Origin of the sequence: Natronorubrum daqingense, from assembly GCF_001971705.1 — an archaeon.
Taxonomy (GTDB): domain Archaea; phylum Halobacteriota; class Halobacteria; order Halobacteriales; family Natrialbaceae; genus Natronorubrum; species Natronorubrum daqingense.
Map to the genome: position 1 here is coordinate 481,758 of NZ_CP019327.1, position 22,381 is coordinate 504,138.

Below are 22,381 nucleotides of genomic sequence, written 5' to 3' on the forward strand. Positions count from 1 at the left end.
GATCTGCGAAACCTCGGTGAATAAGATTTCCTGTCATCGATCGTCGAGCGATACGCGCCCCGGTGGCGTTCTGGTAACTGTACGTACTGGCGCTTCCAATTTAAATGTACCGGTCGGCAAAGACCGGAAAACCGCGAGCAGGGGCCGCCTCGGCCTGTGTTGGACGTTGTCATGGGTACTCGAGAGCTTATAAATGATAGCGGTTCGAGATCGATCGGTCGTCGTCGTGTACGGACAGATGCACCTCCGTCGCATCCCGTGGCACGTCGGCCGTTCCAGCGGCGGCCGTCTCGAGTGGACCGACGGAGACGGTCGTCTCTCCCTCGTTTTCGCCCGCCGTCCACCCGACGATCACTTCTCGCTCGGCGTGCGTGTCGTTACAGAGCACGATTCCGACCTCCCCCGGCGTTGGAGGCGACTCGAGAACGGCCTGGACGGGTTCGAACGAGTGAGACAGTGCCCGGTAGGCGGGCTTTTCCTCGCCGTCGTGGCTCACGACGCCGAGCCCGCCACCCGGAACCCGATCTTGAATCGGTGAGGCGACCAGCGTCTTCGACTCGCGGCGGCGAAGCGCCTCCACGACCGTCTTCAGCGTTCGAACTTGATATCGCTCCAGCGTCTCCCTCCCGTCGTCAGCGTCGAATCGACGGTCGAACGCGGCCGACTCGAGCGTCGACACCGTCTCCGGGTCCACGTCCTCGTCGGTGAGCGTCCCCACGTCGATTCCGGCAACCGTCTCTCCCAGCGACGGGTTCGACTCGAGGAGCCACTCGACGTCCTCGGCAGCGAGATACTCCCACCCGAGTGCCAACTGCGTCGCGTCGGGGTCCGTCCCGGGCGGGCCCGCACGCGAGATAACCGGATACTCGTCCGGAAGTGCCGTTGCAATCGTCTCTGCGACCGAGTCGACTCGCTCCGCCGTCTCGACTGCGCTCGCACGCCACGCACGGAACCGAAAGCGAAGTTTCGAGAGGAACCCGCTCTCGTAGGGCCCGTCGTATCGCTGGCTGCGTTCTGTTGTGACGCCGTACAACGAGGCGCTCGGATGGTGAGACGCCCGTCGCTCGAGCGACGAGCGAAGCGTGGCAGTTCCGTCTGCAGCCCCGTCGCTTTTCGCGTTCGGTTCCCCCTCTGAGTCCGCCACCTCCAGTCCGTCCGCCGACGGGGCGTGCCAGAGGAGAATTCCGGCTTCGTCACACGCGTCGTAGAGCGCCTCCGGCGGCGCGTTCGCTTCGACGCGAACGACGGTCGCGTTCGCGGCCGCCGCGCGTTCGATGTCCGCAACTGGATCGCTACCGGGATGCCACCGAAACCCGCGAAGCCGAACGGGTCGGCCGTTGACCAGCACCTCCTCGCCGTCGCGCGTGACCGAGCAGAATCCGACAGTCTGGGTCATCGAATCCGCGCCGAGTTTGGCTTGCACCGCATACTGATGCTGTGGGCCGTAGCCCTGTGGCCACCACAACGACGGCTCTCTCACCTCGAGCGAATCGCACACGACGACTCGCTCGCCCGCGTTCGCCTGCACTGCGAGCCGTTGCATGGCCGCACTCCCCCGAAACCCCTCCGGTCGCAACGAGAGCGTGATCGCGTCGTCGATTGCCCGACCGGCGTCGATCTCGAGTTCCACGTCGATGATGCCTCCGTCCTCAGTCAATCGCGGGCGTACCTCGAGTCGGCGCAAAAAGGTCTGCGGCCGAGCCTCGACGTCGACGGACCACCGAACTCCCGGCGGCTGTCGGGCACGAATGGACGTGCTCGCCTCGCCGACCTCCTCCGTCCCGGCCGACTCTGGATCACGGTTGGACCCATCGGGCTCACAGACGACGATCAGTTCCGACTCGGTCTCCGGGTCGAACTCGAGGGGCAGCGGTCCGGCGAACGGTTCGTACTCGCCCCGCTTCGACCCGCCGAGCCAGAGTTCGACTCGAGGGGCGTCGCCCTCGAGCGTGAGCAATGCCCGGTCGCTCTCGTTTCGACGAGGGTCCTCGAGGATCGTTCGATAGGCGAGCGCGTCGGAGTCAGCCGTTGAGGGCTCGAGATCCCCAAACTCGGAGATCGGCCGCCAGGTTCGCACCGTCGGTGGCCCCTCGTCCCGATCTGTGAGGTGCCCACCAGTCCACTTGTCATCCATTGAACCCGTCACTGAACGCGAGGGAAAAAGCTGTTCCGACGCGTATCGACGGTATCGTGGTTGAAAACAACCCCGGAGAATAACGTGATGGCGAACATGCTCTACTTCTAATCTGTTGGGGAGAGTGCTCCCTCGAACGGTGTGAGGTCGAACTCGAGGTGGAGAGGCGAGGCGAGCACGTCGACGGTGGTTTTCGCCGCGAGAGCGCCACGTCCAATAACAATACCTTTCAGCACTATCCCCGTTTTGTCGCCCATGTTCTACGAGCAACGGATGCAAGCCCCGGAGTCGCCCGCCGGGCTCCGCGAGGAGTACCTCGAGGACCTTCGATCGATCGTCAACCAACACGGCGTCGAGACCGTCGGCGAAGCGACCGACGTCGACGAGAACGCCGCCGCCGCCATTCACGACGGCGGCGACCCCGAGTTGCTCCTCTCGGAAGTCGCCCAGATCCACTCGCTCGAGCCGGACGAACCCGCCCCCGACGAACTCGTGACCATCGCGTGCGAGCACCTGTTGTTGGGAATGTCGACGGCCGTTCTCGACGTCGACGCCATCGAGAGCGAACTCGCACTCGAACTCGACGCGAAGGAAATCCAGCAGAAACTCGAGCAGCGTTCGCCGATGACACTCGAGGAGTTCGTACACATCCAGTACGTGATCGTCGACGGCGCACCGTAACGGAACAGACGTCCGGAATCGCCGTATTTTCTCTCACGTCTGGAAATTCCTGTCTCGAGCGGCGAAATTATGTGCGTGTAGTCACGAGGTTTCGCATGGACGTTGCAATTCTCGGCTGTGGTCACATCGGCCTCGAACTCGGCCGGCAACTCACCGAACGCGGACACGACGTCGTCGGCGTCCGTCGATCCGACGATGGCATCAGTCAGATCGACGCTGCCGGTTTCGACGCTGTGCAGGCGGACGTGACCGACGCCGCACAACTCGAGGCCGTGGCTGACGTCGACGCCATCGTCTTCGCCGCCAGCAGCGGCGGGCGTGGCGCGGAGGCAGCGCGAGACGTCTACGTGAACGGCCTCGAGACGGCTATCGAAACTTTCGGCGAGCGTGAGCACTCCCCCGAGCGACTGGTGTACACCTCCTCAACCGGCGTACACGGCGATCACGACGGCGAGTGGGTCGGTTCGGAGACGCCGATCGATCCGACCACCGAGAAGACCGAGGTGCTCGCGGCGGCCGAGCGAATTGCCCTCGAGCACCCACCCGAGTACGGCTTCGAGGGAACCGTCGCTCGGTTTGCAGGCCTCTACGGGCCTGGGAGATACCGTCTCGAGCGATATCTGGAGGGACCGGTGACCGAGGGCTATCTGAACATGGTCCACCGTGACGACGCCGCCGGTGCCGTTCGCTTCCTGCTCGAGGAAGACCGTGCACGCGGCGAGGTCGTCCAGGTCGTCGACGACGAACCGGCCCACAAGTGGGAGTTCGCAGATTGGCTGGCCGAACAGTGTGGGCTCGAGCACCCGCCAAAACAGACGAAAGCCGAGCGACTCGAGGAGTCGGACATCTCGGCCGCTGGCGAACGTCGAATTTTGACTAGCAAACGCTGTTCGAACGAGAAATTACGCGAGTTGGGCTACGAGTTCGCGTATCCAACGTACCGAGAGGGATACCGTGACGCGATCGACGCCTACCGTGAGGAGAGGGACTGACGAAGCGAAATAGTCAGTGATAGCGAGTTTTCATTATCGGGGGGTAATTTCTTGGGGGTGCGTTTTGATAGTGAGGTAATGAGCGATTGGAGTGGATCGGTCAGCAACGCATTTTTCGAGGGGGGTGCGTTGCTCACGGATCAGGCCGAAGAGTGGCTCACGTCGCTCGAGCCACTCGTTTTGTCCTTGCTCGTCGTCGTTTTCGTGGGTCTCGTTTTGGGTGGATGGTGGCTCGTTCGCTGGTTTCGGCGACCTCCCGGCGTTCGACTCCAGCGACTGCTCAGCAACTACGACGACGTGGCGGTGTTGATGCATCCCAATCCGGATCCGGACGCGATGTCCTGTGCGATGGGCGTCGCCCGAATCGCCGACACCGTCGGAACCGAGACGACGTTGCAGTACGCCGGGGAGATTCGCCACCAGGAAAATCGGGCGTTTCGAACCGTACTGGACCTCGATCTCGAGTCGATCGAATCGAGTTCTGAACTCGCCGCCGACGCGGTCGTACTCGTCGATCACAATACCCCACGCGGATTCACCGGCTCACAGACCGTCGAGCCGGTCGCAGTCGTCGACCACCACCCCGGAAACGGTGCGGGAACGGAGTTTACGGACGTTCGGACGGACTACGGTGCGGCCTCGACTATCCTCGTCGAGTACCTCCTCGAAATCGGCGCGGATTTTGGCGACAACGAAGACGGTGGATTCGAGATCTCAGAGGAACTCGCGACGGGACTGTTGTACGGCATTCAATCGGATACGAACCAGTTGACGACAGGGTGTTCGAGAGCGGAGTTCGACGCCTGCGCCGCGCTCTTTTCGGGTATCGACGAGGACCTGCTAGACCGCGTGGCGAATCCGCAGGTCAGCGACGACGTCTTGCAGATCAAGGCGAGAGCGATCACCGAGAAGCGAATCGAAGGGGCGTTCGCCGTCTGTGACGTCGGCTCGGTCTCGAACACCGACGCGATTCCACAGGCAGCGGACGAACTCATGCACCTAGAGGGCGTCACGGCCGTCGTCGTCTACGGCGAGAGCGACGGGACGATCCACCTCTCGGGTCGCTCTCGAGACGACCGCGTCCACATGGGCGAAACGCTCCGCCACGCGATTAGCGACATTCCGATGGCAAACGCCGGCGGACACGCCCGGATGGGCGGGGGCCAACTCTCGCTCGATCACATGAACGGGATCGGTCCCTCGGACGGAATCGGGAGCGAAGAGTTCGAACAACGACTGTTCTCGGCGATGGCCGGCGAACGGTAAGTCACAGCGTCAACCGACCGCCGATCCGGAATCAGCAATCGGTTCTCGAACCGTTACTCGGCCGCCTCGAGCACGAGTTCTCGCGCCTCGGCGAACAGTTCGTCCGCGCGCTCAGGGTCGCGCGCTTCGGCCGTGATCCGCACGACCGATTCCGTGCCACTCGGCCGAATTAAGGTCCAGCCACCCTCGTGCTCGAGGCGAACGCCGTCGAGGGTGTCGACCTCGACGTCTCGGTCACGGACCGTGGTTTCGATGCGATCCATCGCGGCGGCCTTGTCCTCGAGCTCGATGGAGGTGCGTCGAATGGGATACGTCTCGAGGTCGTCGACCAGTTCCGCGAGCGATCCACTGTCGGCGGCCATCGCGACGAGTTTGCAGGCCGCGAGGGGGCCGTCCGGACAGAGCGTTTCCGCCGGCCAGATCCACGCGCCACTCGGTTCGCCCCCGAAGGTGACGTCGGCTTCGGTCGCGCGTTCTGCGACGTACACGTCGCCGACGGCCGTTCGGGTCACCGACGCACCGACGGCCGCCAGCGCGTCGTCGACGGCGAGGCTCGTATCGACGGGGGCGGCCACCCGCTCGCCTTCCCCCGCGGCTTCGCGCGCGAACAAGGCGAGGAGCAAGTCTTTCGGGACGAATCGCCCGCGCTCGTCCACGGCGACCAGTCGATCACCGTCGCCGTCGAGGGCGACACCGATCGCAGCGTCCGTCGCGCCCACCAACTGCTGGAGGTCCTCGAGCGTTTCTTCGTTCGGTTCGCTCGGCCGCCCGGGAAAGCGCCCGTCCGGTTGTGCGTTGAGCGTTCGGACGGAACAGCCGAGGTCGATCAACGCGTCCGCAGCCACGCTTCCCGCGCCGTTTCCGACGTCGACGACGACCTCGAGGTCCGTGAGTGCGTCGTCCCCAGTGCTCGTGACCGTCTCCGTAATCGTCTCGACGTGGCGCTCGAGGAGTCCCTCGTGGCGTCGCCTCGTGCCGAGGCCGTCCCAGGCCTCGAGATCGTAGTCGTCTGCCTCGACGCGGGCCGTAATCGCCTCGCGGCGCTCGGCGTCGAATGCCTGCCCCGTCGGCGACCAGAGTTTAATTCCGTTGTCGGTCTTGGGATTGTGCGAGGCGGTGATCACGACGCCAGCGTCTGCGTCGAGCCACTCGACGCCCCGGGCCACGGTCGGCGTGGGGGCGACGCCAATCTCGAGGACGTCGCCGCCACACTCGCGAATCCCGGCGGTGAGTGCGTCGGCGAGTATCGACCCGCTTTCGCGGACATCCCGCCCGACGACGACGCGTTCGTACCCCTCAGACGCGAGTGCACGGCCGACGGCGAGCGCAAGGTCAGCCGTGACGTCCTCCCCGACCGCCCCCCGAATACCGCTCGTTCCGAACATACGCGATGGTAGCAGGAGTAGGTATATAAAAATCAGATTTGTGTCTGGCGTTTTGAGAGCGATTGACATCTCTCCCGAAATCCCGTTTCCTCGAGCGGGCACGATGTGGATATCGGTCATTGCCGTGGACGCCCTCGATGGCGGCAAACGGGTCGTTTAAGTCGCCCGGCCACCGTAGCCCGGATACCATGGAATTCTGCGACGAATGCGGTTCGATGATGAAAGCGGACGACGGCGTCTGGGAGTGTGGCAGCTGTGGGTATTCGAAACCCAAAGGTGACACGGACGAATACGTCGTCACCGATAGCCAGGAGGCGAGTGAGATTATCGAATCCTCCGAGGAGACCTCGCTTCCGGAAACGGACGCACTCTGTCCCGAGTGCGGTCACGACCGAGCGTACTGGTACATGCAACAGATTCGCTCCGCCGACGAGTCCGAGACGCGCTTCTTCATCTGCAGCGAGTGCGAGTACAAGTGGCGCGAAGACGATAACTGAGGTCTCTCTCCGGTCCCGAGAACACGTTTCCAGTTCGAGCGGTTCGGTGTGTCTCCGTTCCGAAGCTACCAGAACAGTTAGTCATGTCTGACGTACGTTTATGTGTCCTGATGGATCCCTAGACAGTATGTCGAAAAACCGCGTCGAGAAACTCGAATCCACGGTCGCAGAACTCGAGTCGACCGTCGATGGCCTGACGGACGAACTCATCGAAGCCAAAGAGCGCATTCGCGTGCTCGAGGCCGAACTCGATACCGAAACGCCGACCCGCGTTCCGGATCGTCGAGCCAGTGAAGAGACGACGGAAGCAGAAGAGACTCAGGAAGCAGCCCCTGACGAGGTCGAACAAGCGGCTGCGGACGCAGACGATGACGCGGACGCGACGCCCGACGAAGCGGAAGACTCAGGTAGCGACGACATTATTGTCGCATAACTACGCGACACCGTCGGCATCTCGAGACGAGTGGCGAACCGTGGAGTGGTCCCACTCGTCTCGAGTCCGACCGAAACGTTCCCCGATACGGACGGAGGGCTCGAGGAGAGAATGTACATCAAAGCACTCGTTCTGGACAATTTCAAGAGTTTCGGCCGGAAGACGAAGATCCCATTCTACGAGGACTTTACGGTCGTCACGGGACCCAACGGCTCCGGGAAATCGAACATCATCGACGCCGTACTTTTTGCGCTCGGATTGGCCCGCACGCGCGGGATCCGCGCGGAGAAACTGACCGACCTCATCTACAACCCGGGTCACGAGGACAGCAGTTCCTCGAGCGGCCCGCGCGAGGCGACGGTCGAGGTAATCCTCGATAACTCCGACGAGACGCTCACTCGCACGCAGGTCGTCAACGCCGCGGGTAGCGACGACGTCGGCGAGGTCGACGAAATCCGCATCCGACGCCGGGTCAAAGAGACCGAGGACAACTACTACTCCTACTACTACCTCAACGATCGCTCGGTCAACCTCTCCGACATTCAGGACTTACTCGCTCAGGCCGGCGTCACCCCGGAGGGCTACAACGTCGTCATGCAGGGCGACGTCACCGAGATCATCAACATGACGCCGTACGCGCGCCGACAGATCATCGACGAAATCGCCGGCGTCGCCGAGTTCGACGCGAAGAAAGAAGACGCGTTCGAGGAACTCGAGGTCGTCGAAGAGCGAATCGACGAAGCCGAACTCCGCATCGAAGAGAAACGCGACCGACTCGGCCAACTCGAGGACGAACGCCAGTCGGCACTGCGCTACCGACGGCTCCGTCGCGAGAAAGAGGAGTACGAGGGCTACAAGAAGGCCAGCGAACTCGAGGAGAAACGCGAGGAACTGACGACCGCCGAGGATCGGGCCGACGGCCTCGAAGACGACCTCGAGGAGTTACAGCGCGAACTCGACGAGCGCCAGGGAACCGTCGTTCGCTTACAGGAAGATCTCGAGGATTTGAACGCCGAAATCGAGCGCAAAGGAGAGGACGAACAGCTGCGGATCAAAAGCGAAATCGAGGAGATCAAAGGCGAGATTTCGCGCCTCGAGGACAAGATCGAATCCAGCGAGGCCCAGATCGAGGAGGCCGAAGCGAATCGCCGCGAAGCGTTCGTCCAGATCGATCGGAAGCAAGAACAGATCGAGGATCTCGATGGCGAGATGCGCGATCACAAACTCGAGAAGGCCTCGATCAAGAGCGAGATTCAAGAGCGCGAGAGCGAACGCACGGAACTCGAGGCCGAAATCGACGCCGTCGACACCGAGTTCGACGAACTCAAAGCCGACCTCGCGGAGCACAAAGACGACCTAGAGGAGGCTAAAACGGAGAAAAACGACCTCCAGCGCGAGCAGGATCGCCTGCTCGACGAGGCTCGTCGACGCTCGAACGAGATCAGCGAGAAAGAAGACACGATCGAGCACCATCGCGAGGAGATTCCCGAAATCGAGAGCAAGCGAAGCGAACTCGAGCGGGAACTCGAGAAGGCAGAGAAGAATCGCGAGAACATCGCCGGCGTCGTCGACGATCTCAGAGACGAGAAGCGACGGATTCAGTCGGACGTCGACGACGTCGACGATACGATTCAGGCGAAACAACAGGAGTACGCCGAACTCGAGGCCAACGCGGGAGAGAGCGGCGACTCGTCGTTCGGCCGCGCGGTGACGACGATTCTCAACGCGGGGATCGACGGCGTTCACGGCGCAGTCGCCCAACTGGGGAACGTGGCCGGCGAGTACGCCGTCGCCTGCGAGACGGCGGCGGGCGGGCGACTCGCGAACGTCGTCGTCAGTGACGACGTCATCGGCCAGCAGTGTATCGACCACCTCAAATCGCGCAACGCGGGGCGGGCGACGTTCCTCCCGATGACGGACATGAACCAGCGTCGGCTGCCGAACGCGCCCAGCGATCCGGGGGTCGTCGACTTCGCGTACAACCTGGTCGATTTCGACGGCCAGTACGCGGACGTCTTCTCCTACGTCCTCGGCGACACGCTCGTCGTCGAGGATCTCGAGACGGCCCGCTCGTACATGGGCGACTATCGGATGGTCACCCTCGACGGCGACTTAGTCGAGAAGAGCGGCGCGATGACGGGCGGTTCCGGCAAGGGCTCGCGCTACTCCTTTACCGGCGGCGGCGAGGGCCAACTCGAGCGCGTCGCAAAACAGATCACGGAGCTTCAGGAGGAACGCGAATCGTTGCGCACCGACCTCCGAGACGTCGAGGAGCGACTCGACGACGCTCGAGACCGGAAAACCGACGCGGCCGACGAGGTGCGTTCGATCGAGAGCAAACTCGAGGGGCTCGACGACAAACGCGAGTCCATCGAAGCCGACATCGAGACGCTCGAGGACGAACTCGAGGAACTCGAGGCCGAACGCGAATCGGTCGACGACCGGATGACCGAACTCGCCGACGAGATCGAGACGAAAACGGCGGCAGTCGAGTCGATCGAAGCCGATATCGACGACCTCGAGACCGAACTCGCGGACTCGAAGATCCCCGAACTGACGGCCCAGATCGAGGAACTCGAGGACGAGATCGACGAGCGCGAGGAGCGAATCGCGGATCTCGACAGCAAACTCAACGAACTGAGCCTCGAGAAGGAGTACGCCGAAGACGCGATCGAGGACCTCCACGACGACATCGAGACGGCCCAGAACCGAACGGCCGAGCACGAAGACCGAATCGAGGAACTCGAGGCCGAAATCGAGGACAACGAGGCGAAACTCGAGGAAAAACGCGAAGCCGTCGAAGACTTAGAGGAGGAACTCACCGAGTTGAAAGACGAGCGAAGCGACCTCAAGGAAGAGCTCTCGGGGGCCCGAACGAAACGCGACCAACAGCAGGATCGAGTCAACGCCGTCGAGAGCAAACTCGAGGAAACCCGCGGCCGAGTGAGCGACCTCGAGTGGGAAATCGAGAGCCTCGAGGGCGAAGTCGGCGAGTATGATCCCGAGGACGTACCTGACCACGAGACCGTCCTCGAGATGATCGAGTACCTGACGGCGGATATGGAGGCCATGGAGCCGGTGAACATGCTCGCGATCGACGAGTACGACGACGTTCGCAGCGACCTCGAGGAACTCGAGGACGCGAAGGCGACGCTGGTCGAGGAGGCCGAGGGGATCCGTGATCGGATCGAGCAGTACGAGACGCAGAAGAAACAGACGTTCATGGACTCCTACGACGAGATCGCCGAACAGTTCACCGAAATCTTCGAGAAACTCTCGGAGGGGACCGGCGAGTTGCACTTGGAGGACGAGGCGGACCCGTTCGAAGGCGGGCTGACGATGAAGGCGCAGCCGGGAGACAAACCGATTCAGCGTCTGGACGCGATGTCGGGCGGCGAGAAGTCGCTCACGGCGCTGGCGTTCATCTTCGCCATCCAGCGACACAATCCGGCCCCGTTCTACGCGCTGGACGAAGTCGACGCCTTCCTCGACGCCGTCAACGCGGAGCGAATCGGCCAGATGGTCGACGAACTCTCCGAGAAAGCTCAGTTCGTCGTGGTCTCCCACCGAAGCGCGATGCTCGATCGATCCGAGCGCGCCATCGGGGTCACGATGCAACAGGACAACGTCAGCGCCGTGACCGGCATCGACCTGAGCGAGGGCTCGCCGGAGGGCGAGGAGGTGCCCGCCGGTGACTGACGACGACATCCCGCTCGATATCGCGGGTCACGAGGACCGCGAACGTCCGTCTGCAGCCGGCGACGAGGAGGAGGCCGTCTTCGAGTTTTCGGAGGACACCGCCACCGACCTCGAGTCGGGTCAGGGTAGCCACGCAAGCGATCCGGCCGACACCGACGGCGAGGTCGAAGGTGTGGGCGACGATGACGATGAGGACGTCGAACCGGTCGAATTGCTCGTCCAACTCGCCAAAGACGGCGAGATCGACCCCTGGGACATCGACATCGTCGCGGTGACGGACAAGTTTCTCGAGGCCATCGACGAGGTCGACCTGCGGACCTCCGGCCGGGCGCTGTTCTACGCGAGTGTCCTCTTGCGGATGAAAAGCGACGAACTGTTCGCCGTCGACGAACCCGACGAGGAGGAACTCCCGCCGTGGGAAGCCCCCTTCGCAGACGACGGCGGGATGGCCGGGGGAGAAGACGACGGCACCGACCATCCGCCGGGGTTCGATCCCGTCGAGAACCTCGAGGCGGAGATGGAGCGACGTCTCGAGCGAAAGCAGGTCCGAGGTAAGCCCGAGACGCTCGACGAACTGGTCAGAGAGCTTCGCAGCGCCGAACGCGGCTCGTGGTGGAAAGAATCGCGAACGTACGACACGAGCGACTCGCCGCGTGGCTACGACCGAGGCGTCCAGGAACTGAGTTACCACTCGGGGGACGACTTCCGAGTCGACGACGAACCGACGAGCGACGACGTCACGCACACGACTCACGAGGAGGACATCGAAACCGTCATCGACGACGTCGAAGCCGAACTCGAGTCGCAGTACGATCACGGCCGGGAAGAGGTGTTGTACGCCGAAATCGATCAGATCGGCGGTACGCGCGTCATGACCTATCTGGCGTTGCTCTTTCTCGCCCACCGCGGGCGCGTCCGCCTCGAGCAGGACGAACTGTTCGGCGACCTGTGGGTACAGGACGCGACGCTCGAGGCGGAGCCGAGTGAAGCCGTCGCAGACTGATTTTCGCCGTCGTCGGAACGGAGACGAACCGGCCCACGTGTCAACAGCAGCGTCCGTCAGCGTCAGTGCTCGAGGCGCTCGATCAACTGACAGAGTGGTTGCGGATATCACACCTCACGAGGTGTCAAGTGGATCGGGGGTCACTGTTGGGATATGTCTGCAGGCGATCCGGGAGGTGAGCACGACCTGACGGACGGATCGCTCGTGGGGCCGATGTTCAAACTCGCGTGGCCCCTCGTCGTGATTCAGTTACTCCAGGTCGCCTACAACGTCGGTGACACCTTCTGGCTCGGCGCGCTCTCACCCGACGCCGTCGGTGCGGTGAGCCTCGCCTTTCCGCTGCTCTTTCTGGTGATCGCGGTTGGTGCCGGATTCACGACGGCAGGTGCAATCTTGATCGCCCAACACACGGGCGCAGAGAGCGGGAAGGGAGGCCTGATCGCCGGGCAAACGATTTCGTTCATCTCGCTCGTCGCGATCGTCCTCGGCGCGATCGGCTACGTCGCGACGGAGCCGATGCTCGAGGTCCTCCCCGCCGATAGCGACACGGAGGCGGCCATCCTCCCGCTGGCGGCCGACTACCTGCAAATATTCTTCCTCGGCGTGCCCTTCGTCTTCGGCTTCTTCGTCTTCGCGGCGCTCATGCGCGGGTACGGCAACACCCGCGCCCCGATGCGCGTGATGGCGATCAGCGTCGTGATCAACCTCGTCATCGACCCCTTGCTCATCTTCGGCGTCGGTCCGCTCCCCCGCCTCGAGATCGCCGGGGCCGCCGTCGCGACCGTGGTTTCGAGAGGGATCGCGACCCTCATCGGCTTCTACTTGCTGTACTACACCGACGTGGGGCCCGACATCGAATTCGGGCACCTTCGCCCGCGACTCGAGTACGTCTCCGAAATTACCCGACTCGGCGTTCCGACGGCGATCGAGCAGTCGATGACGGCGATGGCGCTGGTCGCGATGACGGCGATCGTCGTCACCTTCCCACCCGCAGTCGTCGCGGCCTACGGACTCGGCAACCGACTGATCTCGCTCGCGTTCTTGCCAGCACTCGGGATGGGACAGGCGACGGACTCGATCGTCGGCCAGAATCTGGGTGCAGGAAGGGGTGACCGTGCGGAGCGGGCAACGTGGATCGGCGCGGGCGTGATCGGCGGGATCATGGCCGTCGCCGGCGCGATCGCCTTCCTCTTCCCGGAGCCGTTCGTCTCGGTGTTCCTGACGGCCGAGGAGGCGGGACGAGCCGAGACGCTCGAGTACGGTGTCACGTACCTGCGTTACGCCGCGTTCGGTTTCGTCTTCATGGGCGTCATGCAGGTGATTCTGGGGGCGTTCCGAGGTGCTGGCAACACGAAGACGGCGCTCGTTTTCTCGGTGCTCGGCCTCTGGATCGTCCGCGTTCCGGTCACCTACGTGTTGATCTTCGTCGCCGACTGGGGGACAACGGGGATTTGGCTCGGCGTCGTCATCGGCGACATCGTCGGCGCGCTCGCGGCCGTCGCGTGGTTCTCCCGGGGTACGTGGAAAGCGTCCTTGCTCGAGGAGGGAGGGGAGACCCAGGTCGACTCGAGTGGCGAATCAGCTGACGGAAGCGAATCCGAATCGGTCACGGACTAAGTGCTACTCGTTCGTCTCGTCGTCCGCCCGTCGCTGCATGTGCCACCGAACGTGTATCCAAGCGGGGAGACCGAGCGTGAATACTCCGATGATGAAGGCGAGAATCAATACGGCAGTCTCGATCATTCTGTGTCTCTCGATTTCGATGCAATCGTGGTCTCGGCGTTCGGTCTGGCCTCGCGTCGGTCGATGTCGCGTGTTCGATGAGCCGGAAGAGACGCCGTCCGTCGTATCGGGGACGAATCCGTCGAGCCGTCCGTTACTCGCCGGCGAGCGCCCACTCGCCCGGCCCGGCCGACTCGAGGATGTCGCGTCGCTCCATCTCGTTGAGCACCTCTGGAATCCGATCCGGTTGGGCGATTTCCATCTCGATTCGGTCGACGCCGTGGAATTCGGCGAGGTAGTGTCGGATCTCCGCCTGGGTGAACGACTCCTGGTCGGCCCGATCCATCACGCTCGTGATGAGATCGATCATGTCCTCGATGAAGTTCCAGGGGTAGACGATCCAACTCCACTCCTCTAAGTGCTCGCCGACGTAGTCGGGTTCGAATTCGCTGGTTCCGAGCAGTTGGAGGGTGGCAGTTCGCACGTCGCCGGCGTTGCGCTCGGTGACGTACTCGTAAGCGCGCTCGATAGAGCCGCCGGTGTCGGCGATATCGTCGATAATGAGGACGTCTTTGCCCTCGACGCTTCCCTCCGGCATCGGATAGCGCACGGACGGTTCGTCGCGTTTCTCGGCGGTGCCGACGTAGTGTTCCATCTTCAAACTCGTCAGGTCGTCGAGTCCGAGGAAATCACAGAGACACCGACCGGCGAACCACCCACCGCGGGCGAGCGCGACGACGACGTCCGGTTCGAATTCGTCGTCGCGCACGTCGTCGCTGACGTCGCGACAGAGGCTGTAAATGTAGTCCCACGTCGTGATCGAACAGTCGAAGTCGTCCGGTAGTTCGGACATCTGGGTGCACCTACTCGAGGGGAGACGCGCAATGCTCATAAGTGGGCTGAAACCCGGACTGTGCTCGCCATCTGTGAACATACAGTAAATTTAATACGTTGGAACAACAGAATCTTATACGTGTGGTGAGATAACAAATGCCTTCCTCACAGGATTACGAGTACCTCCTCGAGTGTAAGAACGTCATCGGCGTCGACTACGACGCAGAGGGCGATCGGGTAACCGTCTTCGTCACCCAAAAAGAGTCGGACGAGTGTCTCTCGGACGAAGATCACGTCGAAAAGCGTATCGCTGCTGCAGGTGACGACGTTTCTCTCGACGTCGTCGACGCGGGCTACGACGAAGAGCGAGCGGGGTTCGACGCGCTCTCGACACTCGAGCCGGTTCCCGAAGCTGCGTCCGGTCGGACGGACCGTCACCGACCGATTCCGGCGGGCGTCAGCGAGATCAACGAAAACTCGACGGCGGGAACGGGCGGCCCGTATCCGGCGCGCGTCACTGACGTCGGTGCTGGGGACGCAGTCTGGGACGGCGACGTCGACTCGGGCGATATCGTGCGGCTCTCGAACAATCACACGTACGCTCGGTCGAACGCCGCGGATCTCGGCGAGGTAATCTTGCAGCCGTCCCCGGAAGACGGCGGTGACGCAGACGACGCCGTCGGCGAACTCGTCGGCTACGTCCCGATCGAAGAGGGCGTTCGCGTTGACGTGGCCGCTCGCTCCGTCGACCCCGAACAGGAGTCTACGGCGTACTACGAACTCGAGGAGTCCTGGCCGACGGCCGTTCGACGCGAGGGCTACGGTGACCTGCAGGGCGAGACGGTTACGAAAACGGGGCGAACGACGGGCGTAACGAGCGCGACCATCGAGGCGACGAGCGCAAGCGTCCGGGTCGACTTCGGCGAGGACCACGGCCCGGTACTGCTCCGCGAACAGCTCGTCACCGGCCCGATGTCCGAGGGCGGCGACAGCGGGTCGCCGGTCTTCCTCGAGGACGGAACGCTCGTGGGGCTGCTCTTCGGCGGGTCTGTCGAGCAGACGATCTGTAACCGAATCGCGACCGTCGAAACTGAACTCGGCGTCGAGATTCTCACGGCCGAGCCAGACGGGGAAGACGGGCGGACCGGCCGTGAGGACGTTCCCGTCCAGACGACGGCGTTCGATCACACCGTCTCGGTCGACCTCGAGACGCCGTCGGTGTCGCTCGAGGCGATCCGGTTCGAGGACAGAATCCGGCCCGGCGAGTCGGTCGACGTTGCGATCACGATCGACGCAGCGCCCGGGACGTACTGGCTCGCTATCGACGACGAACGAACGACGGTTTCGGTCGACGTAGACGAGAACGAAGAATCGCGAGCCAACGCGACGGGGACCGTTCCCGTTTCGCTGCCCGACGAACTCGAGGACAGGATCACGTTCCGAATTCGGGGCGGTCCTATCGGGACGCTCGCGTGAGCACGGGATCGATAATCGAGTTCCTCGCGAAAGGACCCGTGAGGGTCGTCGATCCACTCGCCCCCGCCCCGTCAAGTTTGGGGGCTTCTACCAGCTGGGAACGTGCCTTTGGTCAGGTGGTGCCACCGCGAATGAGGCCGGTTTCGATATCCATCACGGTGACAGTCCCATCACTCTCGGAATAGAATTCGACCACCTCGGTGCGGTCGTTCCGCATTGAATACGCCAGAGACATCCTCAGAGGAGAGAGACAGTGATAGGCGTTCGTTCTCACTCGAGGATGGCGGAACGATTTCAGTCACCACTAGTCGGGCGCTTCACTCGGTGCCAAGTTCGCTCGACCATCCTGTTGGCAGCACAAGTAATATAATCGAGTAGTACAACCTAGTTTTCGATGGCGCGAACACAACTCGAGGCCGCCCGCGACGGAACCGTGACCGACGCAATGACTCGAATCGCCGAACGAGAGAAGTGCGATCCGGAGTTCGTCCGGGAGCAAGTCGCAAGCGGTCAGGCGGTCATCCCGGCGAACCGACATCACGACGCGCTCGATCCGATGATCATTGGCCGCGAGTTCGCGACGAAGGTCAACGCGAACATCGGCAACAGCGACACGACGAGCGACCTCGAGACCGAACTCGAGAAACTCCACACGGCGGTTCACTACGGTGCGGATACGGTGATGGATCTCGGCACGGGTAGCGACCTCGAGGAGATCCGCGCGGCCCACGTCGAACACTCCCCCGTGCCCCTGGGGACGGTGCCGCTGTACGAGGCCGTCAAGCGGGCGGGTGATCCGGAGGCGATCACGACGGAGCTGTTGCTCGAGGTGATCGAATCGCAGGCCGAGCAGGGCGTCGACTACATGACGATCCACGCGGGAATCCTGGCGGAGCACTTGCCGTTGACCAACGACCGGAAGACGGGCATCGTCTCTCGAGGCGGATCGATCATGGCGGCCTGGATGGAAGCCCACGGCGAGCAGAATCCGCTGTTTCAGGTCTACGACGAAATCTGTGAGATTTTCGCAACCCACGACGTGACGTTCAGCCTCGGCGACAGTCTCCGACCAGGCTGTCTGGCCGACGCCTGCGACGAGGCGCAGTACGCGGAACTGGATACGTTGGGTGCGTTGACCCGTCGCGCCTGGGACCACGACGTCCAGGTGATGGTCGAAGGGCCCGGACACGTTCCCATGCACAAAGTCGCCGAAAACGTCGAACGCCAACAGGAGGTTTGTGACGGCGCGCCGTTTTACGTCCTCGGCCCGCTCGTCACCGATATCGCGCCGGGCTACGATCACATCACGAGTTCCATCGGGGCCGCGATGGCCGCACAGGCGGGGGCGGCGATGCTCTGTTACGTCACCCCGAAAGAACACCTCGGACTGCCCGAGGAAGCAGACGTGCGCGACGGTCTCGCGGCCTACCGAATCGCCGCCCACGCGGGCGACGTGGCGAACGAGCGTCCGGGCGCTCGAGACTGGGACGACGCCCTCTCGGAAGCCCGGTACGAGTTCGACTGGCGCGAGCAGTTCCGTCTCGCGCTCGACTCCGAGCGCGCCCGCGAGTACCACGATCAGACGCTGCCCGAGGACAACTACAAGGACGCTCGCTTTTGCTCGATGTGCGGCGTCGAGTTCTGCTCGATGCGGATCGATCAGGACGCGCGAGCGTCAGCGGCGTCGGCCGACCAGCCTCGAGACGACGGCGAAATGGGGCGACTCGAGTCGACGACGGACCTCGAGGCCTCGCTCGCTGCCGACGTGAACCGACCGCCGGTCGGCGCACACGAACTAGGACGGTTTTCACCGCTCGAGGGCGGTGATGCGTCCACGGTCGAATCCACTGGCGACGACTAAGTACCACGCTCACCTCTCAGTCCGTGAGAGTCCATTGTTGGTTTATTATGCGAACCTGTGATATTTATCGCCAGTGATGGCTTCCTTCCAACGGCGTACCGTGTTGACGGCTGTCTCGACCGCAACCGTTTCGGCCCTCGCCGGCTGTACCGACCTGCTCGCAGACGAGAGTGACGACGAGGACACGAGCGCTGCTGAAGACGCAGCAGTGACGTTCGTCGAAACACTAGCAGACGGCGAGTTCGAAGACGCTCGAGAGGAGTTTATCCCGGAAATGCGCGACGACATCGCGACGCTCGGACAACTCGAGCAAGCGTGGATGGGGTACACGGCCATCGGTGGTGAGTTCGAAGGCGTCGAGTCGACGACGGCTGACAAACAGGATGGGGTCTACAACGTCCGCATTACGATGTCGTTCGAACGCGGGTCACACGATCTGTTGTTCGCGATGAACGACGAGTACGAGTACGGCGAGTACGCGCCCGCGGACGAGTACGAACGCCCGGCGTACGTCGATGCCGCCGCGATCACGGACGAGGAGATAACGCTCGAGACAGACGACGACGAGTGTGAACTCCCGGGCCTCGTGACGATGCCCGAGGACGCGGACGACGTGCCAGGCGTCGTGTTCGTCCACGACGCCGGACAGGTGTCGATGGACAGCGACACCACCGCGACGAAACTGTTCGCCGATCTTTCCGAGGGCCTCGCGAGCCAAGAGATCGCAACGATTCGTTACGACAGCCGACTGGCCGAATGCGACGTCGATCCCGACGACCACGGAATCGATACCGTCGCGGTCGACGACGCACTGACTGCGATCGACGAACTTCGGGACACGGACGGCGTCGACGAGGACGAAATCGTCGTCGTCGGTCACGGATTCGGCGGTCTTGCAGCACCACGGATCGCCGACGAAGACGGCGACCTCGCCGGAATCGTCGGGCTGGCCGCACCGGCACGACCGTTCTACGAGGTCACTCTCGAGCAGATCGAACACCAGGCGACCGTCGGTGATCACGAGTGGGAGGCCCGAATGGAGCAGTACGAAGAGTGGGAAGAGGACGTCGAACGAATCGAAGACGGCGACTACGACGCGGACGAGCCCGTCTGTGGTTACTACGGCTCGCTCTGGGAGAGCCTCGAGGAGTACGATCACGTCGAGGAAGCCGCCTCGCTCGAGCTTCCGACCTACTTCCTGCAGGGCGAGCGCGATACGCGAGCCACCGTCGAGGGCGACCTCGAGCGGTGGGAGAGCGAACTCGAGGATCCCGAGCCTGAAACGTCGGTGTACGATGACCTCAACCGCGCGTTCATGCCGGGCGATGGACCGGCGACGCCGATGGAGTACGACCTTCGGAACAACGTGGACGAACGGGTCGTCGACGACGTTGCGGCGTGGATTCACGACCTGTAACGAGGAATCGTCGGGTGTCGCGAACTGCGATGCAAACGGTCCTCGCCCGCCTCGAGGGCAGAGGATTCATACCTCGTTCGGTCCACGGACGTGATATGGATACAATCCGGATCGTGCAGGTCGACGCCTTCACAGACGAAGCGTTCGGCGGCAACCCCGCCGGCGTCGTACCCGAGGCGGACGATCTCTCGGAACATCAGATGCAATCGATCGCCGCCGAGATGGCCCTCAGCGAGACCGCCTTTCTTCGCTCGAGTGACGACGCAGACCACCGCGTTCGCTACTTTACGCCGACCCAGGAGGTCGACCTCTGTGGACACGCGACGATCGGTAGTTTCGCACACCTCCACGACGAGGGGCTCGAGGCCGGGACGACGACGCTCGAGACGAACGTCGGGACGCTCGAGATCGATGTGGCCGACGACGGAACGGTCTGGATGACGCAGGACGCACCGCAGGTCCGGGAAGTCGATGTCGGCTACGGCCGCGTCGCCGACGCGCTCGGAGTGGATCAGGCCGCACTCGAGGGGGCGAGCGACGACATTCCCCTCGCCGCCTCCTCGACCGGCCTGCCCTTCCTGATCGTGCCGATCACGTACCTCTCGGACGTCGGCAACGCGCAGCCGGATATGCATGCGATCGAGAAGTTGTCCGACAGCGTCGACGTGACGGGCGTCTACCTCTTCACATTCGACGCCCTCGAGCGCGAGTCGACCCTTCACGGGAGGATGTTCGCGCCCGGTGCGGGAGTGCCGGAGGATCCGGTCACCGGTACTGCGAGCGGCGCAGTCGGTGCCTACCTCGAGCACTTCGGCGCGTTCGACGACGACTTCCCCGAGGAACTCCGTCTCGAGCAGGGCCACTACGTCGACCGCCCGGGACGAGTCCGTGTCCGTGTCGGCGATTCCGTCCGCGTCGGTGGCCGCGGCGTGACGGTGCTCGACGGCTCTATACTCGTCCCCGAGGACGACGAAGACGAGATTCTCGAGGCCTGAGGCGAGCGTCACGTGCGAATCCCCGTCGAATCGAGAGATGCCGTCTACGTCCGGAGGGCGGACCGATCGCCGTGTAGTTGCTGCTCGTGTCCGTGGCCGCAAGCGAGAAATGAAACGGACGCTAGCGGATGATACCCGCAGAACCGACGGCGTCGATCTTCGCTCCGGCTGATCGACGGACGGAAGCCGTCGGTTGCTCAGCAGGTCTTTGCGTCCTCGAGACTCTCGAGTGCCGAGAGTGCCGCCTTCAGTACTTTTCGCTCGCCGCGGCGAAGGTTCATCGAGACGGCCGTCTTCGAGACGTCGAACTGTGCAGCCAATTCCTCGAGCGTCGTCTCGCGTGGCGTCTCGTAGTAGCCGTTTTTGCAGGCCGCTTCGAAGGTCGTGCGCTCGGTTTCGGTGAGCGATCGACAACCCTCGAGCAACCCGATCGCACTCTCAGAGTTCTCGAGCAAGTCGAATAGCGCCGTCGGACCAAGCTGGTCGCGGTCTTCGACGGTGAACTCGTTGTGACGCTCGAGGTCGGCGAGCGCGTGGTCCTCGTCTTGATCGTCGTCGAAGCCGACGTGCCAGCGCTCTCGCCCGTCCTCGATCTGGAACGGTCCGGTGATGTAGCCGCCGTTTCGGTCGATCGTCCGCATCGCGTTCGTCTCCTCGATCGTCGTCCCGATCTGGGCGACGGCGTCGCGTTTCGAGAGAATGTAACACTCCGTCATGTTCGGGTGCTCGCGCAACTCACGAAGGCCGGCGTCGAGCGCTCCAACGGACCCTCCCTTCGCGATGAGTCGCGTCTCGAGCGATTCGTCGTCGGTATCGAGTTGCCACTGCACGGCCGAGAACGCGATATCGACGTCGTCAGTCGTATCGATGAACGGACAGTCGTACTGGCGCATGTCGATATCGAGGTCGATCATTGGTAGCCAATATATACCATACAAGGTATTACTACTTGTACATGAGTGTTAACATAGTGGCGATTTCGGGCCGTTCGACGGTGAGGTGATCGACTTGCTGGTGGTCTACCGAGAGCGCGTATCAGCGGTGTCCTGAATCTCGGTAGCGCAGGGGTTGATATGTTAACAGTTGACTTTTAGCGCGTGCCGAAGGTACATCTATCGAGTACGAGCATGTCTCAGCAGGAGGTTACGCCACCGACGGTCTCAGCAGCGGACATCCACAGGGTCCACGACGACTCCTTCACCGGAGAAAACGTCTGTCTCGTCACCGGGGCCGGGTCGGGAATCGGTCGCGCGACGGCGCTTGCGGCCGCCGGAAACGGCCTTACCGTCGCCGCGACGGATATCGACGAATCCGGGCTCTCCGGAACGATCGAACGCCGCGACGAACTCGGCCTCGAGGGCGAGATTCATTCGATCGTCGGCGATTTAACGGTCGACGACGACCTCGAGCGAATCGTCGACGACGCCGCGGCGTTTGGCGAACTCTCCTACCTCGCCAACGTCGCCGGGATTCAACACATCGATCCGATCGACGAGTTTCCGATGGAGGCCTACGATCGAATGCACCGAATAATGCTTCGAGCGCCGTTGTATCTCACGAAGCTGTGTGTACCCCACTTTCGAGCGAGTGCGGACGGGCGAGGCTGCGTCGGCAACATGAGTTCGGTCCACGGTCACTACGTTACCAGCGACAAGGTCGGGTACAACGTCTCGAAATTCGGGCTTCGGGGCCTCACACAGTCCATCGCCGCGGAAGGTGGGGGCGACGTTCGCGCGTTTTCGATCAGCACGGCGTACGTCAAGACGCCGCTCGTGACGGCCCAACTCGAGGACACTGCCGAACAGCGAGGAATCTCCGTCGAGGAAGTGATCGAAGACGTGATGCTCGGGCAATCCCGCGTGACGGAGATGATGGAACCGATCGACGTCGCGAACCTGTACCTGATCGGCTTCTCCCACCTTGGCCGACATCTTAACGGCGGAGACCTCATGTTTGATGGGGGCATGTCGCTAACCTACGAGTAAC

19 protein-coding genes are annotated in these 22,381 nt (G+C 62.9%); 13 read left to right on the top strand and 6 right to left on the bottom strand.

Translation table 11 applies throughout. From position 1 onward, the window contains the following. Nucleotides 1-187: 187 nt before the first annotated feature. Entirely contained in the window at nt 188-2,134 is a 1,947-nt protein-coding gene (locus BB347_RS02360) for a glycoside hydrolase family 2 protein (RefSeq protein ID WP_076578773.1), read from the bottom strand. Nucleotides 2,135-2,389: 255 nt separating this feature from the next. Here BB347_RS02360 and BB347_RS02365 point away from each other — a divergent pair, with 255 nt between their 5' ends. From BB347_RS02365 to BB347_RS02375, 3 genes are all read left to right on the top strand, one after another. Continuing rightward, nucleotides 2,390-2,815, top strand: coding sequence for a DUF5791 family protein (locus tag BB347_RS02365; RefSeq protein WP_076578771.1), 426 nt, complete (start codon nt 2,390-2,392; stop codon nt 2,813-2,815). A gap of 95 nt (nt 2,816-2,910) precedes the next feature. Continuing rightward, complete coding sequence (locus BB347_RS02370) at nt 2,911-3,807, top strand: SDR family oxidoreductase (RefSeq protein WP_076578769.1); 897 nt, start codon at nt 2,911-2,913, stop codon at nt 3,805-3,807. Between the two features lie 78 nt (nt 3,808-3,885). Continuing rightward, complete coding sequence (locus tag BB347_RS02375; protein ID WP_076578767.1) at nt 3,886-5,073, top strand: DHH family phosphoesterase; 1,188 nt, start codon at nt 3,886-3,888, stop codon at nt 5,071-5,073. 53 nt (nt 5,074-5,126) lie between these two features. On the opposite strand, the gene glmM is transcribed toward BB347_RS02375, so the two are convergent. Next, on the bottom strand, nt 5,127-6,458 hold the full coding sequence (gene glmM, locus BB347_RS02380) for a phosphoglucosamine mutase (protein ID WP_076578765.1): 1,332 nt from the start codon (nt 6,456-6,458) through the stop codon (nt 5,127-5,129). A 188-nt stretch (nt 6,459-6,646) separates the two neighbouring features. Between glmM and BB347_RS02385 the strand changes: the two genes are divergently transcribed. From BB347_RS02385 to BB347_RS02405, 5 genes are all read left to right on the top strand, one after another. Further along, nucleotides 6,647-6,955, top strand: coding sequence for a transcription factor S (locus BB347_RS02385; RefSeq protein ID WP_076578763.1), 309 nt, complete (start codon nt 6,647-6,649; stop codon nt 6,953-6,955). A gap of 127 nt (nt 6,956-7,082) precedes the next feature. Next, nucleotides 7,083-7,388 carry a DUF7518 family protein gene (locus BB347_RS02390; protein ID WP_076578761.1) on the top strand — a complete coding sequence of 102 codons (306 nt, stop codon included), beginning with the start codon at nt 7,083-7,085 and terminating at the stop codon, nt 7,386-7,388. Nucleotides 7,389-7,499: 111 nt separating this feature from the next. After that, a complete protein-coding gene (smc, locus tag BB347_RS02395) occupies nt 7,500-11,087 on the top strand; it encodes a chromosome segregation protein SMC (protein WP_076580160.1) in 3,588 nt (1,195 codons plus the stop codon). Continuing rightward, the gene (locus tag BB347_RS02400) at nt 11,080-12,090 is read left to right on the top strand and encodes a segregation and condensation protein A (protein ID WP_076578759.1); all 1,011 of its coding nucleotides are present in this window, start codon (nt 11,080-11,082) and stop codon (nt 12,088-12,090) included. Before smc ends, BB347_RS02400 begins: the two co-directional genes overlap by 8 nt. A 153-nt stretch (nt 12,091-12,243) precedes the next feature. Next, complete coding sequence (locus BB347_RS02405) at nt 12,244-13,707, top strand: MATE family efflux transporter (RefSeq protein ID WP_076578757.1); 1,464 nt, start codon at nt 12,244-12,246, stop codon at nt 13,705-13,707. A gap of 3 nt (nt 13,708-13,710) precedes the next feature. On the opposite strand, the gene BB347_RS19765 is transcribed toward BB347_RS02405, so the two are convergent. Then, nucleotides 13,711-13,833, bottom strand: a complete 123-nt coding sequence (locus tag BB347_RS19765; protein ID WP_257787632.1) for a hypothetical protein — start codon at nt 13,831-13,833, stop codon at nt 13,711-13,713. A 133-nt stretch (nt 13,834-13,966) separates the two neighbouring features. Continuing rightward, nucleotides 13,967-14,665 carry a phosphoribosyltransferase gene (locus tag BB347_RS02410; protein WP_076578755.1) on the bottom strand — a complete coding sequence of 233 codons (699 nt, stop codon included), beginning with the start codon at nt 14,663-14,665 and terminating at the stop codon, nt 13,967-13,969. 137 nt (nt 14,666-14,802) lie between these two features. On the opposite strand from BB347_RS02410, the gene BB347_RS02415 reads away from it, so the two are divergent. Beyond that, a complete protein-coding gene (locus BB347_RS02415) occupies nt 14,803-16,122 on the top strand; it encodes a chymotrypsin family serine protease (RefSeq protein ID WP_076578753.1) in 1,320 nt (439 codons plus the stop codon). A 112-nt stretch (nt 16,123-16,234) separates the two neighbouring features. On the opposite strand, the gene BB347_RS19975 is transcribed toward BB347_RS02415, so the two are convergent. Continuing rightward, nucleotides 16,235-16,357 carry a type II toxin-antitoxin system HicB family antitoxin gene (locus BB347_RS19975; protein ID WP_449289609.1) on the bottom strand — a complete coding sequence of 41 codons (123 nt, stop codon included), beginning with the start codon at nt 16,355-16,357 and terminating at the stop codon, nt 16,235-16,237. Nucleotides 16,358-16,516: 159 nt separating this feature from the next. Here BB347_RS19975 and thiC point away from each other — a divergent pair, with 159 nt between their 5' ends. The 3 genes from thiC to BB347_RS02430 all read left to right on the top strand — a co-directional run bounded on the left by thiC (nt 16,517) and on the right by BB347_RS02430 (nt 20,395). Next, nucleotides 16,517-17,983 (top strand): phosphomethylpyrimidine synthase ThiC, encoded by a 1,467-nt coding sequence (thiC, locus tag BB347_RS02420; RefSeq protein WP_076578751.1) that lies wholly within the window; start codon nt 16,517-16,519, stop codon nt 17,981-17,983. Between the two features lie 76 nt (nt 17,984-18,059). Next, the gene (locus BB347_RS02425; RefSeq protein WP_076578749.1) at nt 18,060-19,400 is read left to right on the top strand and encodes an alpha/beta hydrolase; all 1,341 of its coding nucleotides are present in this window, start codon (nt 18,060-18,062) and stop codon (nt 19,398-19,400) included. Nucleotides 19,401-19,495: 95 nt separating this feature from the next. After that, nucleotides 19,496-20,395, top strand: coding sequence for a PhzF family phenazine biosynthesis protein (locus BB347_RS02430; RefSeq protein WP_076578747.1), 900 nt, complete (start codon nt 19,496-19,498; stop codon nt 20,393-20,395). A 197-nt stretch (nt 20,396-20,592) separates the two neighbouring features. Here the strand turns inward: BB347_RS02430 and BB347_RS02435 are convergent, their stop codons facing one another. Continuing rightward, nucleotides 20,593-21,309 carry a helix-turn-helix domain-containing protein gene (locus BB347_RS02435; protein ID WP_076578745.1) on the bottom strand — a complete coding sequence of 239 codons (717 nt, stop codon included), beginning with the start codon at nt 21,307-21,309 and terminating at the stop codon, nt 20,593-20,595. Between the two features lie 213 nt (nt 21,310-21,522). Between BB347_RS02435 and BB347_RS02440 the strand changes: the two genes are divergently transcribed. After that, on the top strand, nt 21,523-22,380 hold the full coding sequence (locus BB347_RS02440) for an SDR family NAD(P)-dependent oxidoreductase (RefSeq protein ID WP_076578743.1): 858 nt from the start codon (nt 21,523-21,525) through the stop codon (nt 22,378-22,380). The last annotated feature ends 1 nt before the right edge of the window (nt 22,381 follow it).

Excerpts from the sequence above, each read along its gene's own strand:
- BB347_RS02370 (WP_076578769.1), top strand. The coding sequence starts at position 2,911 with ATGGACGTTGCAATTCTCGGCTGTGGTCACATCGGCCTCGAACTCGGC.
- BB347_RS02385 (WP_076578763.1), top strand. The coding sequence starts at position 6,647 with ATGGAATTCTGCGACGAATGCGGTTCGATGATGAAAGCGGACGACGGC.
- BB347_RS02360 (WP_076578773.1), bottom strand. The coding sequence starts at position 2,134 with ATGGATGACAAGTGGACTGGTGGGCACCTCACAGATCGGGACGAGGGG.
- BB347_RS19765 (WP_257787632.1), bottom strand. The coding sequence starts at position 13,833 with ATGATCGAGACTGCCGTATTGATTCTCGCCTTCATCATCGGAGTATTC.
- BB347_RS02375 (WP_076578767.1), top strand. The coding sequence starts at position 3,886 with ATGAGCGATTGGAGTGGATCGGTCAGCAACGCATTTTTCGAGGGGGGT.
- BB347_RS02415 (WP_076578753.1), top strand. The coding sequence starts at position 14,803 with ATGCCTTCCTCACAGGATTACGAGTACCTCCTCGAGTGTAAGAACGTC.
- BB347_RS02425 (WP_076578749.1), top strand. The coding sequence starts at position 18,060 with ATGGCTTCCTTCCAACGGCGTACCGTGTTGACGGCTGTCTCGACCGCA.
- BB347_RS02365 (WP_076578771.1), top strand. The coding sequence starts at position 2,390 with ATGTTCTACGAGCAACGGATGCAAGCCCCGGAGTCGCCCGCCGGGCTC.
- BB347_RS02440 (WP_076578743.1), top strand. The coding sequence starts at position 21,523 with ATGTCTCAGCAGGAGGTTACGCCACCGACGGTCTCAGCAGCGGACATC.
- BB347_RS02405 (WP_076578757.1), top strand. The coding sequence starts at position 12,244 with ATGTCTGCAGGCGATCCGGGAGGTGAGCACGACCTGACGGACGGATCG.
- BB347_RS19975 (WP_449289609.1), bottom strand. The coding sequence starts at position 16,357 with ATGTCTCTGGCGTATTCAATGCGGAACGACCGCACCGAGGTGGTCGAA.
- thiC (WP_076578751.1), top strand. The coding sequence starts at position 16,517 with ATGGCGCGAACACAACTCGAGGCCGCCCGCGACGGAACCGTGACCGAC.
- BB347_RS02410 (WP_076578755.1), bottom strand. The coding sequence starts at position 14,665 with ATGTCCGAACTACCGGACGACTTCGACTGTTCGATCACGACGTGGGAC.
- BB347_RS02430 (WP_076578747.1), top strand. The coding sequence starts at position 19,496 with ATGGATACAATCCGGATCGTGCAGGTCGACGCCTTCACAGACGAAGCG.
- glmM (WP_076578765.1), bottom strand. The coding sequence starts at position 6,458 with ATGTTCGGAACGAGCGGTATTCGGGGGGCGGTCGGGGAGGACGTCACG.
- BB347_RS02435 (WP_076578745.1), bottom strand. The coding sequence starts at position 21,309 with ATGATCGACCTCGATATCGACATGCGCCAGTACGACTGTCCGTTCATC.
- BB347_RS02390 (WP_076578761.1), top strand. The coding sequence starts at position 7,083 with ATGTCGAAAAACCGCGTCGAGAAACTCGAATCCACGGTCGCAGAACTC.
- smc (WP_076580160.1), top strand. The coding sequence starts at position 7,500 with ATGTACATCAAAGCACTCGTTCTGGACAATTTCAAGAGTTTCGGCCGG.